This window comes from Sphingobacterium sp. NPDC055346 (assembly GCF_053645235.1).
This window is the reverse complement of record NZ_JBSHMI010000006.1, coordinates 13,022-30,755: the sequence shown is the minus strand read 5'-3', so window position 1 is coordinate 30,755 and position 17,734 is coordinate 13,022. Positions and strand designations below refer to the sequence as shown.

18 protein-coding genes are annotated in these 17,734 nt (G+C 38.5%); 6 read left to right on the top strand and 12 right to left on the bottom strand.

What is annotated here, in order from left to right:
* Positions 1-28: 28 nt before the first annotated feature.
* The 3 genes from ACWICE_RS13045 to folB form a co-directional block, all read right to left on the bottom strand.
* The gene (locus tag ACWICE_RS13045; RefSeq protein WP_185214175.1) at positions 29-658 is read right to left on the bottom strand and encodes a TetR/AcrR family transcriptional regulator; all 630 of its coding nucleotides are present in this window, start codon (positions 656-658) and stop codon (positions 29-31) included.
* 143 nt (positions 659-801) lie between these two features.
* Entirely contained in the window at positions 802-1,245 is a 444-nt protein-coding gene (locus ACWICE_RS13040; protein ID WP_185214174.1) for an Hsp20/alpha crystallin family protein, read from the bottom strand.
* Between the two features lie 171 nt (positions 1,246-1,416).
* Positions 1,417-1,785, bottom strand: coding sequence for a dihydroneopterin aldolase (gene folB, locus ACWICE_RS13035; protein ID WP_454298526.1), 369 nt, complete (start codon positions 1,783-1,785; stop codon positions 1,417-1,419).
* 77 nt (positions 1,786-1,862) lie between these two features.
* Here folB and ACWICE_RS13030 point away from each other — a divergent pair, with 77 nt between their 5' ends.
* On the top strand, positions 1,863-2,594 hold the full coding sequence (locus ACWICE_RS13030) for a 3-keto-disaccharide hydrolase (protein WP_254528019.1): 732 nt from the start codon (positions 1,863-1,865) through the stop codon (positions 2,592-2,594).
* A gap of 69 nt (positions 2,595-2,663) precedes the next feature.
* Here ACWICE_RS13030 and ACWICE_RS13025 read toward each other — a convergent pair whose 3' ends face one another.
* The 3 genes from ACWICE_RS13025 to ACWICE_RS13015 all read right to left on the bottom strand — a co-directional run bounded on the left by ACWICE_RS13025 (position 2,664) and on the right by ACWICE_RS13015 (position 5,951).
* Entirely contained in the window at positions 2,664-4,175 is a 1,512-nt protein-coding gene (locus ACWICE_RS13025) for a carbon-nitrogen hydrolase family protein (RefSeq protein WP_185214171.1), read from the bottom strand.
* A gap of 318 nt (positions 4,176-4,493) precedes the next feature.
* A complete protein-coding gene (locus ACWICE_RS13020; protein ID WP_185214170.1) occupies positions 4,494-4,811 on the bottom strand; it encodes a DUF3467 domain-containing protein in 318 nt (105 codons plus the stop codon).
* A gap of 24 nt (positions 4,812-4,835) precedes the next feature.
* Positions 4,836-5,951: a M42 family metallopeptidase gene (locus ACWICE_RS13015; RefSeq protein ID WP_185214169.1), complete on the bottom strand. Its 1,116-nt coding sequence runs from the start codon at positions 5,949-5,951 to the stop codon at positions 4,836-4,838.
* Positions 5,952-6,044: 93 nt separating this feature from the next.
* Between ACWICE_RS13015 and lgt the strand changes: the two genes are divergently transcribed.
* Both lgt and ACWICE_RS13005 read left to right on the top strand, forming a co-directional pair.
* Positions 6,045-6,872: a prolipoprotein diacylglyceryl transferase gene (gene lgt / locus ACWICE_RS13010; protein ID WP_185214168.1), complete on the top strand. Its 828-nt coding sequence runs from the start codon at positions 6,045-6,047 to the stop codon at positions 6,870-6,872.
* Positions 6,873-6,919: 47 nt separating this feature from the next.
* Positions 6,920-8,125 carry a multidrug effflux MFS transporter gene (locus ACWICE_RS13005; protein WP_185217572.1) on the top strand — a complete coding sequence of 402 codons (1,206 nt, stop codon included), beginning with the start codon at positions 6,920-6,922 and terminating at the stop codon, positions 8,123-8,125.
* Between the two features lie 70 nt (positions 8,126-8,195).
* On the opposite strand, the gene aroQ is transcribed toward ACWICE_RS13005, so the two are convergent.
* Complete coding sequence (gene aroQ, locus ACWICE_RS13000) at positions 8,196-8,618, bottom strand: type II 3-dehydroquinate dehydratase (RefSeq protein WP_254528025.1); 423 nt, start codon at positions 8,616-8,618, stop codon at positions 8,196-8,198.
* Positions 8,619-8,651: 33 nt separating this feature from the next.
* Entirely contained in the window at positions 8,652-10,292 is a 1,641-nt protein-coding gene (locus ACWICE_RS12995) for a gliding motility protein RemB (protein ID WP_454298525.1), read from the bottom strand.
* Positions 10,293-10,485: 193 nt separating this feature from the next.
* On the opposite strand from ACWICE_RS12995, the gene ACWICE_RS12990 reads away from it, so the two are divergent.
* Complete coding sequence (locus ACWICE_RS12990; protein ID WP_454298524.1) at positions 10,486-11,907, top strand: glycoside hydrolase family 125 protein; 1,422 nt, start codon at positions 10,486-10,488, stop codon at positions 11,905-11,907.
* Positions 11,908-11,966: 59 nt separating this feature from the next.
* Here the strand turns inward: ACWICE_RS12990 and ACWICE_RS12985 are convergent, their stop codons facing one another.
* Positions 11,967-12,824: a hypothetical protein gene (locus ACWICE_RS12985; protein WP_454298523.1), complete on the bottom strand. Its 858-nt coding sequence runs from the start codon at positions 12,822-12,824 to the stop codon at positions 11,967-11,969.
* Positions 12,825-13,117: 293 nt separating this feature from the next.
* Positions 13,118-13,972: a hypothetical protein gene (locus ACWICE_RS12980; protein ID WP_454298522.1), complete on the bottom strand. Its 855-nt coding sequence runs from the start codon at positions 13,970-13,972 to the stop codon at positions 13,118-13,120.
* Between the two features lie 303 nt (positions 13,973-14,275).
* Between ACWICE_RS12980 and murI the strand changes: the two genes are divergently transcribed.
* On the top strand, positions 14,276-15,100 hold the full coding sequence (murI, locus tag ACWICE_RS12975) for a glutamate racemase (protein WP_454298521.1): 825 nt from the start codon (positions 14,276-14,278) through the stop codon (positions 15,098-15,100).
* Between the two features lie 80 nt (positions 15,101-15,180).
* The gene (locus ACWICE_RS12970; RefSeq protein ID WP_185217578.1) at positions 15,181-15,921 is read left to right on the top strand and encodes a peptidase associated/transthyretin-like domain-containing protein; all 741 of its coding nucleotides are present in this window, start codon (positions 15,181-15,183) and stop codon (positions 15,919-15,921) included.
* Between the two features lie 35 nt (positions 15,922-15,956).
* On the opposite strand, the gene ACWICE_RS12965 is transcribed toward ACWICE_RS12970, so the two are convergent.
* Together ACWICE_RS12965 and ACWICE_RS12960 are read right to left on the bottom strand one after the other, a co-directional pair.
* Complete coding sequence (locus ACWICE_RS12965; RefSeq protein WP_185214159.1) at positions 15,957-16,382, bottom strand: SufE family protein; 426 nt, start codon at positions 16,380-16,382, stop codon at positions 15,957-15,959.
* Between the two features lie 6 nt (positions 16,383-16,388).
* Positions 16,389-17,612, bottom strand: coding sequence for an aminotransferase class V-fold PLP-dependent enzyme (locus ACWICE_RS12960; RefSeq protein WP_454298520.1), 1,224 nt, complete (start codon positions 17,610-17,612; stop codon positions 16,389-16,391).
* Positions 17,613-17,734: the final 122 nt, after the last annotated feature.

Genomic DNA, 17,734 nt, shown 5'->3' with positions numbered 1-17,734 from the left:
ACAGTGTTAACTATATATTCAAAAAAAACTATTTTGTTGCTTGGATCAATCCAACCAGGATGAGGTAGGAAGAATAAACATGGTCTTCCAGATCACCTGTTTTTCCAAACAACTCATGTAAACAATCTAAATGCTTTGTGATATGTAATGAAACCAATCCATGCACAGAACTCCAAGCTTGAATGGTCACAAATACAGGATCCATACCTTTGAAATAACCCACCTGTTGACAATCAACAATGGTCTTCTTTAATAATTCGATCACCAATTCACCCTCAACCCAAGAACTATCCTCTATCTGCGAATTCAAGAAAGACAATGGCTCCTTCATCATAAACATAACCTGGTAGTATTCAGGGTGTGTAAAAGCAAAATGAATGTATATCCTTCCGACTGCCTTCAAACGTTCGAAGGGATCTTCCACGGTCATCAATGGAAGGAACTGATCCTTCAGCATCCCGAACCCTACTTGATGTAAGGCATAAACGATATCATTCTTATCCTTATAGTATAGATAGATCGTTGTAGGACTGAATCCAATTTCCTTTGCGATCTTTCTTATTGAAGTCGCCTCATACCCTTCTTGGACAAACAGCTTTTTTGCTGCTTCTAAAATCACGGTACGTAGGTCTTCTTTTTGTTTTATTTTCTTTTCCACTTGATATTGTTTTCAAAAACAAAACTACTTAACACTGTTAAGTAGTTTTGTTTAATTTTTCTAAAAAGACATTCGTATGACAATCCAATAAAAAAGGAGCTGTCCAAACGGACAGCTCCTCATTCAACTAACCACAATTAAACTTACTTCACTTCAATTAGTCTCTTTGCTACTATTGCTTCTTCTTTTTTACCGATCTTAATATTCAATACTCCATTTTCATAGGCAGCATCGATATTAGAATAATCAACTACTTCAGGTAGTGTGAAAGATCTGGAGAACGAAGTGTAGCTAAATTCTTTTTTGCTATATACTTTACCCTCTTCTACTTTTTCTTCTTGTTTTTCAACAGAGATATTGATTACATTCTTATCCACATTGATCTTGAAATCTGATTTCTGCAAACCTGGTGCAGCAACTTCAATATGGAAAGCTTCTGCGGATTCCGTAATGTTGACTGCAGGTACGCGTGTTACCAAGCGGTCTGTTAAAAATGAATCATTGAATAAATTGTCAAATACATTGTTTACAAATGGATTCACTGCATCTGTGTTGTAAGATTTTCCTGGTAATTTTATTAATGCCATGTTTAATTCCTCCTTATTTTTTAGTTCTTTAATTTCTGTTTTATAACATCCTATAATCAACTAACGTACCAAGGGCATACAAACTTATTTACAAGACAATTTGTCCTGTATCAAGCAAAAAACACAGCCAAAATGACCGGTTAAGAAAAATACAACATGATTTTTAGACAGTTAATCCTTTGTGTAATAAAGAGATACTAAAGAATTAGCAACATCACCTCCAAATGGAGGATTAATCTTTCGAATGGATATCTCGATCTGTTGGATATGCGAATATTCTTCAACAATTCTGTTTAGGATATCTTCTGCTGCAGACTCCAGTAACTTTCTGCGAGGGCTCATCACCTCTACCAAGATAGCATAAAGCTCTTCGTAATTTACTGTATTTTCAATTTCTTCAGCGTCTGGATTTTTGAAGGGGAAACTTACTGAAACACTAACCATAAACTCATTCCCTAAAACCTGCTCTTCTTCATAGTAACCAATCGGTGAATAAAAACGAACATCTTCTAGTGCAATTTTTTGGGTAATCTGGGCCATTATGAATAAAGTTTTTGATTTTGCTTATTAAAAATAATGTTTTTTCTTATATTAACCATAACAAAATACTTAAACCGATGTTAAAACATTCTTTATTAATAGCATTGCTTGCTGGAGTATCCTATGCAAGCGCACAAACAAAGTTTAAACCTGAAGACACTGAATTTTATGAACCAGTTCCTCGCGTCGTTAATACCAAAGCTAATGCAGCCCCTTCGGATGCCATTGTCTTGTTCGATGGAAAGAACCTATCGGAATGGGTAAGCGACAAAGATGAAAGTGCTCCGCAATGGACCATCAAAGATGGCGTACTAACTGTTAAGCCCGGTACTGGTGGTATCCATACCAAAAAGACCTTTGAAGATTTCCAATTACATATCGAATGGAAAAGCCCTGAAACCATCAAAGGTGAAGGTCAAGGACGTGGAAACTCCGGCATATTCCTACAAGGAAAATATGAACTTCAGGTATTGGATAACGACAACAACAAAACGTACACCAACGGACAAGCGGGAAGTATATACAAACAAAGCCCTCCTCTTGCAGAAGTGAGAAAACCTGAAAGTGGATGGCATACCTATGATGTGATCTATTCAGCTCCTAAATTCAACAAGGACGGTCATTTGATCAAAAGAGGAACGGTTACCGTGCTACATAATGGCGTGGTTGTTCAGAACAACACCGAAATCCAAGGTACGACAGAATACATTGGATTACCAAAAATGCAGGCACATGGCGCTGGTCCGATTGCATTACAAGATCATGGTGATCTAGTTTCTTTCCGAAATATTTGGATCAGGGAACTATAAGAAATTAAGAATATTAAATAGCAAAGGGGCAATTAAAAAATTGCCCCTTTGCTATTTAAATGTTGTAGCCTATTTCAGAAGCTTCACTTCATATAAGTCTTTTCTTCTATCCTTCAAGATCTTGACAGTTCCATACTCATGCAGATCACGCAGAGCGTAAAGATCAACGTCAGCGATCAGGACCATTTCGGTATTTGGCGTGGCTTCTGCCTTGATTGCATTGTTTGGAAAGGCAAAATCTGATGGAGTGAATACCGCAGATTGTGAATACTGAATATCCATGTTGTTTACACGAGGCAAGTTACCTACCGACCCTGCGATCGCTACATAACATTCATTTTCGATAGCCCTAGCTTGTGCACATGCACGGACACGGATATAACCATTCTGTGTATCAGTCATAAAAGGCACAAACAAGATCTGCATTCCTTGATCCGCCAAGATCCTGCTCAATTCCGGGAATTCAACATCATAACAGATCAAAAGCCCCACTTTACCGCAATCGGTATCAAACACCTTCACTTCCGAACCGCCCACTAAACCATAATACTTCATTTCATTCGGTGTAATATGTATTTTCTTATAATGGTCCAAACTACCGTTACGATGACACAGGTAACTGATGTTATACAACTTACCACGCTCCATGATTGGCATAGATCCGGAAATAATATTCACGTTATAAGAAACGGCAAACTGCTGGATGCGTTCAACGATCTCCTTGGTATGTTCCGCTAATTTCTCCATGGCCAGACGCTCTGGAAGCTCATTATAAGGGCTCATCAATGGTGTATTGAAAAACTCAGGGAACATGATGAAGTCGGTATTGTAGTCACTCACCGTATCCACGAAGAATTCAATCTGATCATAAAATTCCTGAATATCCTTAAACTGGCGCATCTGCCATTGCACCAAGCCCAAACGGATGGTTTGCTTGGTTGCCGAGTTCGAAGGAGCGTCCGGTTCATAATAAATATTGTTCCACTCCAATAAGGTCGCTACCTCCATCGATTCCGCATCCTCAGGAAGGTAATTCTTTAAGATCTTCTTAACATGGAAATCATTGGAAAGCTGGAAGGTCAGAGTAGGATCATAGATCTCTTTTCTTTTCACCTTTTCAATGTAGGTCCTTGGGGTCATACTGTCCGAATAGTTATGGTAATTCGGAATACGTCCACCGGCGATGATCCTTTGCAGGTTCCTCTGCTCACATAACTCCTTTCGCTGATCATACAACCTTCTTCCTAATCGCAAGGAGCGGAAATCCGGATGCACAAATACCTCGATACCGTATAGGGTATCCCCATCTGTATCGTGTTTATCAAACTTACCATCATCAATGATGCTGTAATATTTATCGTAAATATTGGTCTTGCGTGAATTCAGGATAATGGATAATGCACATGCCACAACTTTTCCATCCACCTCAACAGCGATCTGTCCTTCAGGAAAAATATCGATAAGGTCAACAATATTCTCTTTGGTCCATGGATCCCCTACCAAACCATGGTAAGCTTCTTCCATAGAATTCTTTAAATCCTTATAATCTTTTTTACTAAGGTTTCTAACTTTAATATCCATTTTAATATGATTGAATTGCCAGAAGCGGCAAAGTTATCCATAAAACAAAACCCATTCCAAATTTTAACTGAAAATCACTATCCATTCGTAATGAACATCTTAGCTATTTAAGAGCAATCTCCATTTCCGCGAAACCGTGTAGGATTAAAAACAGGTTTTTATTTCAGTAAAATACATTAAAAAACAAAACATTCAGCAATATTTTCAAGAAACTGATTTTAACAGGCCGGAATCATTTCATGATTTTATACCTTCTCAGGAAACATCAAACAAAAATAGCTGCCAATGGCAGCTATTTTAAAGCTTTATGAAATAAATTTAAGCTTCGCCTTTTGGAGTTCCGAAGTTAAGGGGATATGGCATATCCTTTGGCTGGATTGTTCCATTCTGCCCTTCAAAACGGCTGATGTTCTCCTGCAAAGCTTTCATTAATTGTTTTGCATGTTCAGGTGTCAAAATAACCCTAGACTTAACTTTAGCCTTAGGCACACCAGGCATAATCCTAACAAAATCCACCACAAACTCTGTATTAGAATGGGTGATAATTGCAAGATTTGAATACACTCCTTCTGCAATCTCTTCGGTTAGTTCTATGCTTAATTCTTGTCCTTCCGGATTTGGATTAGGGTTTTCCATGTCTGTTCTCTTCTCTAATTTATTTTATTTACTAAATGTTCTGAAATCCTGATCTTTTTGGATGGTGAGGACCATTTCGTAGATCAATCGGATCACATTATCCACATCTTCTCTGTGAACCATTTCAACAGTTGTGTGCATATAACGCAAAGGTAAGGAAATCAACGCAGATGGAACACCTCCATTTGAATATGCAAATGCATCGGTATCGGTTCCCGTAAATCGTGATGACGCCTGTCTTTGAATTGGAATATTATTCTTTTGGGCCACCTCGATCAACTGTCTGTTCAAGTTAATCTGAACTGCAGGGGCATAAGAAACCACAGGTCCTTTCCCACAGGCCAGATCGCCTTGGGTGATCTTATTGATCATCGGTGTATTGGTATCATGGGTAACATCCGTGACGATCGCCACATTCGGCTTGATATAGTTCGCAATCATTTCCGCTCCACGAAGACCAATCTCTTCCTGAACCGAATTGACTACATATAATCCAAAAGGAAGTTTTTTCTTGTTTTCCTTCAACAATCTGGCAACCTCGGCAATCATAAACCCACCAGCTCTGTTATCCAGTGCCCTACCTACATAATAGCGGTTGTTCAAGATCATGAACTCATCCTCATAGGTGATCACACATCCAACGTGGATGCCCAGTTCTTCGACCTCCTCTTTGGAAGTACAGCCACAGTCCAAGAAAATATTCTTCAGGTTCGGGCTCTCTTCTTTTTCACCAGAACGGGTATGGATGGCTGGCCAGCCAAAAACCGCTTTCACAATACCCTTGTCCGTATGGATATTGACACGTTTCGACGGAGCGATCTGATGATCAGAACCGCCATTACGGATGACATAGATCAAACCGTCTTTAGAGATATAGTTCACAAACCAAGAGATCTCATCCGCATGAGCCTCAATTACCACCTTGTATTCTGCTTTCGGATTTATGATCCCAACCGCAGTTCCGTAGTTATCAATATAGGTCTCATCGACATAGGGCTTGATATAGTCCAACCACATTCGCTGTCCTCCCCATTCAAAACCTGTTGGAGAAGGATTATTGATATATTTTTCAAAAAAAGACAAGGAAGCATCCGTCACTACCGATGCTCTTTCTTCTACTTTTGCTGATTTTTTTGCCATAGTGAAGTATTAATTCTCGCAAAATAAGTATTTCCTTAATTTTCGCAAAAATAAAATCCGAAAGCTTATCTTTACCGGACACATTATTGCAATATGTTAGATATTTTAAGTTTTATTACCTGGGGACCTGAACCAGAAATCTTTAAAATTGGATCATTTGGCGTACGCTGGTATTCGCTATGTTGGTTGTTAGCCTTTGTAGTATCTTACTTCTTGATGCTCAAGATCTTTAAGAGAGAAGGAAAATCGCAAGAATTATTGGATAAATTAACCATCTATATCTTTGTTGGAACCTTAGTTGGTGCTCGACTTGGTCACTGTTTCTTCTACGACTGGGCATACTACAAAGAACATTTCCTGGAAATATTCATCCCCTTTCAGAAAATCAATGGAAGTTGGGAATTAACTGGTTTTACCGGATTGGCGAGCCATGGTGGCGCCATTGGTATATTGATAGCCTTATGGTTGTTTTCCAGAAATACAAAAACTAATTTCATGTGGATTACAGACCGTTTGGTCCTTGTAGTGCCTATTGCAGGAGCTTTTATTCGTCTAGGGAACTTCTTCAATTCAGAAATGATCGGGAATCCTACAGACCTGCCATGGGCGGTCGCATTTACCCACATTGACCAGATCCCTCGTCACCCTGCACAAATGTATGAAGCCATTGCATACGTCATTATCTTTTTTATCCTTTGGGCAATGTACCAGAAAAACAAAGACCCAAAACCAGGGAAATTATTTGGAATATTCTTGATCCTTCTTTTTGGAGCACGTTTCGTAATTGAATATGTAAAAATCGATCAAGTAGCTTTCGAAGCTGGAATGCTATTGAACATGGGACAGATCTTAAGTATTCCATTCATCTTACTGGGAATCTTTCTGTTGGTCAGAAAACCTAAAGAAACTAAAAAAGCTTAACAACATATAGCCCTGCATTAGAACAGGGCTTTTTTTATCCTTATTGAATGTCATCTGCTCTAAAAAACAACAGAAAAGTCACGCTGCTAATTTTAGGTTTACTATCTGCAATCGGACCTTTCTCCATTGATCTTTATTTACCTGCTTTTGATGTCATAGCTGAAGACTTCAATACTTCCGTGGATAAAGTTCAACTGACGCTTACCAGTTATTTTATCGGCATTGCCTTCGGTCAGATGATCTACGGACCGTTATTGGACAAATATGGCCGCAAAAAGCCGCTATTGGTCGGGTTAGCTATATATTTCTTTGCTTCCCTTCTGTGTATCTTGACCAAGGACATCAATCATCTCATTATCCTTCGATTCCTACAGGCTTTGGGAAGCTGTGGTGGCATGGTTGGCGCAAGAGCTATGGTAACCGATTATTACAGCAATCGTGAGGCAGCCAAGGTCTTCAGTTTATTGATGTTGGTCATTGGGGTCTCGCCTATCCTTGCCCCGAGCATCGGCGCCTTTATGCTGGCCCATTTTGACTGGCATTATATCTTTTTATTCTTGGCTGTGCTATCCTTATTTATTTTGGTTGCTACGGCTTTCTTGTTGCCTGAAAGCTTTGCTGGAAACCGAAGTTTGTCCTTAGCGCCAAAATCTATCTTGGGGAACTTCTGGCAGGTCCTTTCCAATAAGGTCTTTATTTCCTATTGTCTGATCGGCTCTATTGCTTCGGCCGGAACTTATGCCTATTTAGCGGGTTCCTCCTTTGTGATGCAGCAATTCTTTGGGCTAACAAAAGCAGAATACGGCATAGCCTTTGCCTTTATAGCATCTGCGATGGTCATTGCGACCCAATTGAACCGTTACTTCCTAAAAAAACACAGCAGCGAATACATTAGCCGGATGGCGAATACTTGGCAGGCCTTCATAGGAATACTGATGATTATAGCATTAATGACCAATAGCCTGAGTTTTCCGGTATTATTGATCCTAATTTTTTGCTTCCTTTTCGGTCATGGTTTTATTTTCCCGAATACCTCAGCCGTAGCTTTGACACCTTTCAAAAGCCTAGCCGGCAGTGCATCTGCCCTATTGGGCTGTATCCAGATGGCCATTGGAGCCTTTGCTTCAGCCTTGGTCAGCTTCTTCCATAATGGAACGGCATGGCCGATGCTAATGGTGATGTGCTCTGGAGGAATTTTGTCCCTGATACTACACCTTATCGTCAAAAAAAGGGTTCCAACAACAGAATCTTAATCAAAAAAATAACATAAAACAAATAGCGGGGAACTTATGGTTCCCCGCTATTTGTTTTATGTTCATGAACTTATCCGTTCAAAAAGCTTTCTAATCCCAATCGATAACTATCCAATCCGAAGCCTAATATTACACCTTTGCAATTTTTGGACAGGTAAGAATGATGTCTGAATTTCTCACGTTGGTGAACATTGGAGATATGAACCTCCACAACAGGCGTATTGATCGCAGCGATTGCATCTGCTATGGCTACTGAAGTATGGGTATAAGCACCGGCATTCAATATTACCCCATCAAATGAAAAGCCAACTTCATGGAGTTTATCGATAATTGCTCCCTCAGAATTACTCTGAAAATAATGCAGGTCCAAAACCGCATATTTATCTTTCAGTTGTTCAAAATAGGTTTCAAAGGATTGGTCTCCATAGATCCCCTTCTCTCGAACACCAAGTAGATTCAAATTAGGCCCATTTAGGATTAATATCTTCTTCATTATTTGCGTTTATTCGATAAAGATACTATAATCCTAAAGATCTCCATAAAGATTACGGAAACTTGAACGTAATCCCACTGTAATTACACCAGATTTCTGGGTCGGAGCTTTTTCGATCTTATTATAACGCTGCGTATAGCCCACTTCAAACCTCAAATTATATTTCGGGTTCAAGACATAGGCAGCTTTTAAATCCGCGTAGTAAAGATCGTTTTGAACACCTTGGCCGATTTTGTTTCCATAGGTATTAGGTGCAGTATTGTACGATTGGAAGATATCTCCACCATAGTTGATAAACTGTCCCAATTGTCCCATCGGATCGGTCCCATAACGACTGTACATCCCTTGAACAGAAAAATCAAAACGATTCCAAGAATAGTTTGCAATACCGATCAACTCCCTAAAGTTCGCTCCTCTAGGATGCGCCAAAGGTTCCCCACGGTTACTATAGTTAGAGATCGAAACAAAGTGCTGATAGGTATATGGACGAACCGCATTATATTCTGCCAAAATATTTAAGTTTCTTACACCAAAAATATTAAAGGCTTTTGCTCCCAATTGCATACCCCATTTATTATGCTGATATCCGTTATTAGAGAAGAATTCCTTCGCAGTAAATTCACCTAAGAGAAACTGACCGTAAGCAGTCAAGTTATCAAGGATCTTATACTTGGCATTCAATCCCAAGAACATCTTATCTGGGGAAGAAATATTATTATTTTCCACCGGTCTTAGGAACAGTACAGGATTTAGGTAATTGAAGTCAAAACCTCTATGTCCAGCTTGATTACGGTTGGCCCAAATAACGGATTGGAAGAATCCTAAGGACAACCTATTGGTCACATTCCAATCTAAATACTGGAATGCACCCCATTTGATACCATCACCAAAACGACCACCTGAATTCAGGGAATCAATCCTTGGATTATTTGGATCGGTCATATATGCCCAAATGGAAGTATATTGCACATTACCAACCTTACCGGTCAGTTTCAAATGCGCCATATTTGCTGAAAAATCTGACAATAGAACAGATCTATACCCATCACCTATAAAATTCTTATCATAGGCCAAGGTCGCTTTGAAATAGTCACTGAAATCGTAAGTTAGGTTCGCTGTAGCATACATCCAGTCCTTGGTCTTGTTGAAAGGTCTCTTGGCCATTGCCTGTCCAGGAACAACCTTCGATTGCATGATATACTCATCGATATATCTTGGGAATACACCTTGATTCTCGAAGAAGTTACCGTAAAAAGTAAATTTATCCTTTATAGTAACACCCGCTTGAACCCCACGGGTATTTAGCCAAGTGGTCCTTTTATCAGGATCAATCATTTCTGTACCGATGACAAAGTCTGGTAAAACATCCAAATAAAAGGAATGGTCTTCTTTTTCAACCTGAACAAGGTGTTCATTGAAGATCTTGCGCATAAACCAGTTATCTGAATCCACCGGATTCAATGATTGAATGGAATCCATCTTCTCTAACAATCGCCCTTTAAACAAATAGGGTTTTGAAGAAGTATGATAACGCGTATTCGGAGAATACAACTCCTCATCATACTTTTGATAATGCTGGTAAGAGTAAGGCTGATTTTTGACTTGCGCATGCAATTGGCCAAAGGCACTTAGGCTGAGCAGTCCGGCTATTGCATAAGATAAAGTATGTTTCATAAATTATTAGTCGAGATGTTTGGGCTATACTATCAAATTTTATTCCTAAAAACTCCCAAAGGTACTTTTATTAATTGAGCTAAACTTATTTTTGCTCATATTAAACGCTAAAACGTTTAGTCTATCCAAGGTAAAATCAAGTACAATTTGTATATTGCTACCTAATTAATTGTAAAACTATTCTATTAAAAATATGAAACGTAGAACTTTTCTTCAAAATTCTGCCTTATTGGGCGCCGGAATGCTCGCTAGCAAGTTCTCTTTTGCCGAGGGGATCAATGATTTCCCAGTAGTCCGTACGCCGGTAGACAAACGTCATTTCAGCAGTAAGTTGGTGGAAGGCATGATCAAGGAATTCCAGAAAAATGTAGCCGATAAAGAACTTGGTTGGATGTTCAACAACTGCCTTCCAAATACCTTGGATACCACGGTATATGATGAATCCAAAGGCGATAGAAAATTAACCTATGTCATTACGGGCGACATCGATGCCATGTGGCTTCGCGACAGTAGTGCACAGGTTTGGCCGTACATTCAGTTTGTCAACAAGGACAAAGACCTCAAAAACATGATCCTTGGATTGATCAACAAACAATCTGAATGTATCAATATTGATCCTTATGCCAATGCATTTTACAATGATCCGACCAAAAAAGGAGAATGGTTTACGGATCACACCGACATGAAACCGGGAATGCATGAGCGTAAATGGGAAATTGACTCCCTTTGTTATCCTATCCGCCTGGCTTACCGCTATTGGAAAGAAACAAATGATAATACGCCATTTGATGATACTTGGGTAAAATCGCAAGAAGCTACCGTGAGGACCTTCAAAGAGCAACAACGTAAAAATGGTGTAGGACCTTATAAGTTTGAAAGAACAACATCTAGAGGTTCAGACACCCTACAGGTGGATGGATATGGATACCCTGTGAATCCAGTGGGATTGATCGTTTCCAGTTTCCGTCCTTCCGATGACTGTAGCATTTTCGGATTCTTGATCCCATCAAATCTTTTTGCCATTGTCAGCCTTCGTCAATCTGCAGAAATCCTTAGAAAAGTTAAAAACAATACGGCACTCGCTTCAGAAATGGAAGCACTTGCCAATGAGGTTGAAACAGCTGTCAACCAATATGGTATCATTGACCATCCAACACATGGCCGAGTTTATGCATTTGAGGTGGATGGATTTGGAAGTTACCTGATGATGGACGATGCCAATGTACCTAGCCTATTAGCCCTTCCATATCTAGGTGCGGTGGATGTCAATGACGAGGTTTACCAGAGAACAAGAAACTTTATCCTTTCGGATAAAAACCCATTCTTCTTTAAGGGAAAATTTGCAGAAGGCATCGGTGGTCCACATATCGGCCGCGATATGATTTGGCCGATGTCAATCATTATGCGCGCAAATACCTCTACCAATGATGAGGAAATAAGACAGTGTGTACAAACCTTAAAGAAAACACATGGCGGAACAGGCTTTATGCATGAATCTTTCCATAAGGATGATCCAAAAAAATTCACCCGTCACTGGTTCGCATGGACCAATACCTTATTCGGAGAATTGATGTGGAAACTTTATAAAGAAAAACCAGAGCTATTAAAAGCTTAACAACATAAAGCCCTCAAACCAATGAAGTTTTGAGGGCTTTTTTATTTCTATCATGTTTATTAACTTCTAGGCTCGGCCATGACAAGGTAATACGTTTCTGAAGAATTAATTGGATCCTGTGCTGGTTGGGCCAATAAAACGATGTTATTTTTTGCCGTCTGCCAGATTTTTATTGGATAATATTTTTCATCCAATGGATTTTTAAAAAGCTCTTTGTATTTTCCAAAGAGATTAGTTTTTTTAACATCTCCGGTGTAACTAAATTGACTTTCACCAAAATTCGTATTGATACATCTTGTTAATGCATTGAATGATATTTCTGAATATTCATTTCCCAATGTACCTCTGCCCAAACCAAATTCTAGCCTAGCAAATGGTTTATCTCCAGTAATGTTACTTTTTAGATTAAAATACTCTTTACTAAAAGTATTGTTTGAACTGTAAAACTCTATATCCTTGCCATCCTTCCAGTTTATTCCTAAGAAGTCTTTTGTGTTTTTGACATGAAATTCTACCGAATCCCTTCTTACAACAGCGTTGTCCTTAAAGGCGGATAAATAAAGGGTATAAGTCCCTGGTATGGAGAATGCAAAGCCAACCTTTACAGTAACTGAAGATTTAGTTTTTGATTCAAAATACATCTTTGGAATTTCCCAATGAACAGAATCAAATACTCCCATATATGTAATACCAATATCAAAAGGATCAGCTTTTTCTCCTTCTAATCCCAAAAAAGCATCCACGTTTTCGAAAAGACTCAGATCCGACTTATTTGCATTAATAGTAATTTTCGGATATTCTACCGCTGGTTTTGGCTCTGGCTCAGGCTCTGGCTTCGGATCAGGTGTAATCTCACTCTTTGTACATGCAGCTAACAAAGCTACTACGGCAATTAAGGCCAATGTGATTTTTTTCATAACAAATAAATGGAATAGTTAAAAAGTACTTATACAGTCAAATACCGATATTATTAATAATGTATCTCACTAACAAAATGACCAAATTTATTTCGATTGGTTTAAATAAATCTGAAAATTTAATATTGAGTTAACATTAGCAGGAACCCTCTGTAGGATTAACGAAAAAACTAAAACTGAGATGTGCATTTAACCGTATCAAGATTAACCGGAGCTTTTAAAAGATTAACAAAATAAAAGCCATCAAAACTTCTTTGTTTTGATGGCTTTTTTTAATCCATTCAGCAGAACTATTAAATCCTGGGTTCTGCCATTACATGATAATACGTTTTTACAGGATTTAGGGGATCCTCAACTGGATAAGCCAATAAAACAATGTTATTCTTTGTCGTTTGCCAGATTTTCACTGGATAATAATTTTCTGTCAAGGGATTTTTAAAAAGCTCATTGTATTTTTCTATGAGATTAGATTTTTTAACATCCCCACTATAATTAAATTGACTTTCTCCAAAAGTCGTATTGATACAATTTGTTAATGCGTTGTAGGATAATTCTGAATATCTATTCAACGGGACTCTGATAAAAGATGGTGTTAGTCTAGCAAAAGGTTTATCCCCTGTGTTATAACTTTTTAGTACTAAAAAATCAATAATAATATTATTGATTGAACTGTAAGTTTTGAATGAACTATTAAATTCTTCATCCTTGCCATCCTTCCAGTTTATTCCTAAGAAGTCTTTTGTGTTTTTCACATGAAATTCTACCGAATCTCTCCTTACTACAACATTGTTCATAAATGCTGATAAATAAAGGGTGTAGGTTCCTGGTGATGCAAACGCAAAACCTTCTTTAACTAGCAAAGAGGATGAAGATCTGGAATCGAAAAACATGTTTGGGATTTCCCAATGGATAGAATCGAATATTCCCGTCAAACCAAAACCAATACCATGGAGCTCTTCTTTCTCGCCTTCCAATCCCAGAAAAGCATCTACCTTTTCGAAAAGACTAAGGTCCGTCTTTTTTGCATTAATGGTAATTTTCGGGTATTCTACAGGTGGTTCTGGCTCTGGTTCAGGTTTAATCTCAATCTTTGAGCATGCAGCTAGCAATGCTATAAAAGCAATTAAGGTTAATATGTTTTTTTTCATTACAAATGAATGGAATAGCTAAAGTGTACTAAAGGCGTCAAATATCTTAAAATTCCTCAAGTTTCTTACTACAAATTGACTAATTTTATTTCAGATGGTTAAAATAAATCTGAAAATTTAATATTGAGTTAAAATTAGTAGGGAAGTTCTGTAGGATTAACGAAAAAACTAAAACTGAGATGTGTTTTTTTTCAGATTCACTGCACCCACACAAAACTTTATACGAAACAATTTTTGCAATCATTTGCATTTGAAAACAGAATCTGCAACCTTTGTATCAATTTTTAAGAAAGCACATTGTTCATGTCTGCAAAAAACAGTCCCGGTCCTATTGGCATATTTGATTCTGGATATGGTGGCCTTACGGTTTTCAAAGAGATCTATAAGCATCTTCCAGATTACGATTACATCTATTTAGGAGACAATGCTCGTGTTCCCTATGGCACTCGATCGTTTGAGACTGTATATGAGTATACTAAAGAATGTGTTTTCAAATTATTCGAACTGGGCTGTAACCTGGTTATCCTGGCTTGCAATACCGCATCTGCCAAGGCATTAAGGACCATTCAACAGCATGACCTTCCCGAGGGCAAAAAAGTATTGGGCGTAATCCGACCGACTTCTGAGGTTGTCGACCAATTTACTAAAAGCAATAAGGTTGGTATTTTGGCGACCCAAGGAACGGTAAATTCTAAGTCATATGTTCTTGAGATCAATAAATTCCACCCGCAGATCGAGGTATTCCAGCATGCCTGTCCTTTTTGGGTCCCTTTGGTGGAAAACAATGAGCTAGAAAGTGAGGGCGCAAATTTCTTTGTCCAACAAGATATCCAACAATTGCTTGCCACGTCACCGGAGATGGACACCATCTTATTAGCCTGTACACACTACCCATTGCTATTACCCTTGATCGAAAAATACACACCAAAAGGCATCAATATTATTTCGCAAGGTAAATTGGTCGCAGAAAGCTTGGTTGATTACTTAAAGAGACATCCTGAAGTAGAAGAGATTTGCTCAAAATTCCAATCCTTGCAGTTCTTTACCACGGATGACCCCAATGATTTCAATCAGAAGGCGGAAATTTTCTTTGGCAAAAAGATCAGTTCAAAGTTTATCAGGGTATAAAATTCAGTTTGAGTTAAATTAAGTTAATAATCTAAAAACTAACGTTTTACTTTTTATTTTTAGGTATAAAACATACCTAGATGAGAATCCTTTTACTTTTTCTCTTGATCATTTCTGGAACACTTTCCCAAGCTCAGACCGTTTCTGGTATCCTTCGAGATTCGGAGACCGGAAGAATATTGGTCAAGGCCAAAGTAAAAAGCAGTATTGCAGAAACTTTTAGCGATCTGCAAGGAAAGTTCTCCATAAAGGTTATGAAGCAGGATAGCCTGTTTTTCTATCAGCAAGGTTATCAGGTACTGAAGATAAACCTTTATTTGGATCAACCCCAAAAAGATTTATCCATCATTACCTTAAAACCGAGTTATATTGCCATTGAAGAAGTAAAGGTTGAAGGAAAAACAGAGAAAAACGATTCCACTCAAATCAAAATCGACCTGGGCATCCCAAAAACGCCAAAATATCGACAGGTTGTCCTAGGTAGAGCAGATATGTCAGGCAATCCAAGAGGATTCTTGGCAAATGGAAGTACGGCAAGGTTGTTTACCGTAGATTTGCTAGCAGTCAAGAGAATGCTATTTAAGAGCAAAGTCAAAATCCCTTTAGAAGAACAATTGGAAGCCGATGAGTATAGCATACAATATATCGACATGACATTCTCGAAGGAATTGATCGAAGAAATGACCGGTCTGAAAGGCGATCAGGCCACTATCTTCCAAAACACCTATAGACCAAGCTATGAAGAGTTTTCTAAAATGTCAGATTACGAACTCCGTGCCTATATCAAAAACCGCTTCGAAGAATATAAACCATCAAACTAAAAATGAAAAAGCTACCCAAGGGTAGCTTCTAATCTTTATGATGCTTTAGCCTGTAGAGCCAAACCATATAATTTCATCTGTTTGACCATGGAAAGCAATCCATTTGCCCGAGTCGGCGAAAGATGCTCCTTTAAACCTATCTGATCGATAAAATAAAGGTCGGCATCCGCAATTTCCTTTGGACTATGCCCAGATAGTACTTTTACCATGAGACTGACCAAACCTTTAGTGATGACCGCATCAGAATCAGCCGTAAAATATAATTTTCCATCATCTTTCAACTCAGGGACCAACCAAACTTTAGATTGGCATCCTTTGATGATATATTGATCTTGTCTATTCGATTCATCAATCAATGGTAATTCCTTCCCTAATTGGATGATGAGTTCATATTTCTCCATCCAATCTTGATAAAAGGAAAAATCCTCAATCAATTCATCCTGTATTGCATTAATTGTCATAATCTTTTATACTAACATGGCAACGGCACGTTTCACTCCTGCCACCAATGCGTCGATTTCTTCTTTTGTGTTATAAACTGCTAAGCTTGCCCTTACTGTTCCCGGAATATGGAACTGCTCCATCACGGGTTGAGCACAGTGATGTCCCGTACGAACCGCAATTCCCAATTTATCCAACAGCACGCCGATGTCATAAGGGTGGGTACCATCAACAACAAAGGAAATCACGGAAGATTTCTCTTTTGCTGTACCGATAAAACGGATTCCTTCTACTTCACTCAATCTTTCCGTAGCGTAGGCCAACAATTCATCCTCATACTTCTTGATATTATCCAATCCCAAATGGTTGATATAATCAATGGCAGCATTTAAGGCAATTCCGGCTTCAATATTAGGTGTACCGGCTTCAAACTTAAAGGGAAGTTCATTGTACGTGGTTTTCTCAAAGGTCACATCTTTGATCATATCACCGCCCCCTTGATATGGAGGCAACTTATTCAACCATTCTTCCTTACCGTACAATACTCCAACACCTGTTGGGCCGTACATCTTATGTCCTGAGAACACCAAGAAATCAACGTCCAGTTCCTGAACATCAATTTTTATATGTTGAACAGCCTGCGCAGCATCAATCAGCACCGGTGTATTTTGAGCATGCGCCAAATCAATGATTTCCTTGATTGGATTGATCGTGCCCAATGCATTCGAGACATAATTCACAGAAACAATCTTGGTTTTGGGGCTTAATAAAGATTTATAAGCATCCATATCCAATTCACCAGCTTCTGTCATCGGGATTACCTTCAAGGAAGCACCCTTCGCTTCGCAGATCATCTGCCAAGGCACAATATTAGAATGGTGCTCCATGGCCGAAATTAGGACCTCATCCCCTGCGGAAATAAACTCCTGTCCAAAACAGGTCGCCACTAAATTAATGCTATCTGTTGTTCCTTTGGTAATAATGATTTCATAGTCATGCTTTGCATGAATGAACTCCTGAACCTTTCTACGGGTTACCTCAAAGGCATCCGTGGAAATCTGACTTAGGTAATGAACCCCACGATGAACATTGCTGTTCATATCGGTATAATAGTTTAGGATGGCATCAATCACCGCTTTAGGCTTCTGTGTTGTTGCACCATTATCTAAATAGACCAAAGGCTTCCCGTTTACCTCACGTTTCAAAATCGGGAAATCTTCTCTTATCGCTTTGATGTCTAATGTATTCAATTCTAACTCTTTTTAATTAACACACAAAGTTAAGATATAATAAAACATATCGGGCATCAATAAAGTTATTTATAAGTAATAATCCATATTGCGGTTTGAAATAATAAAATATTAAATTATTA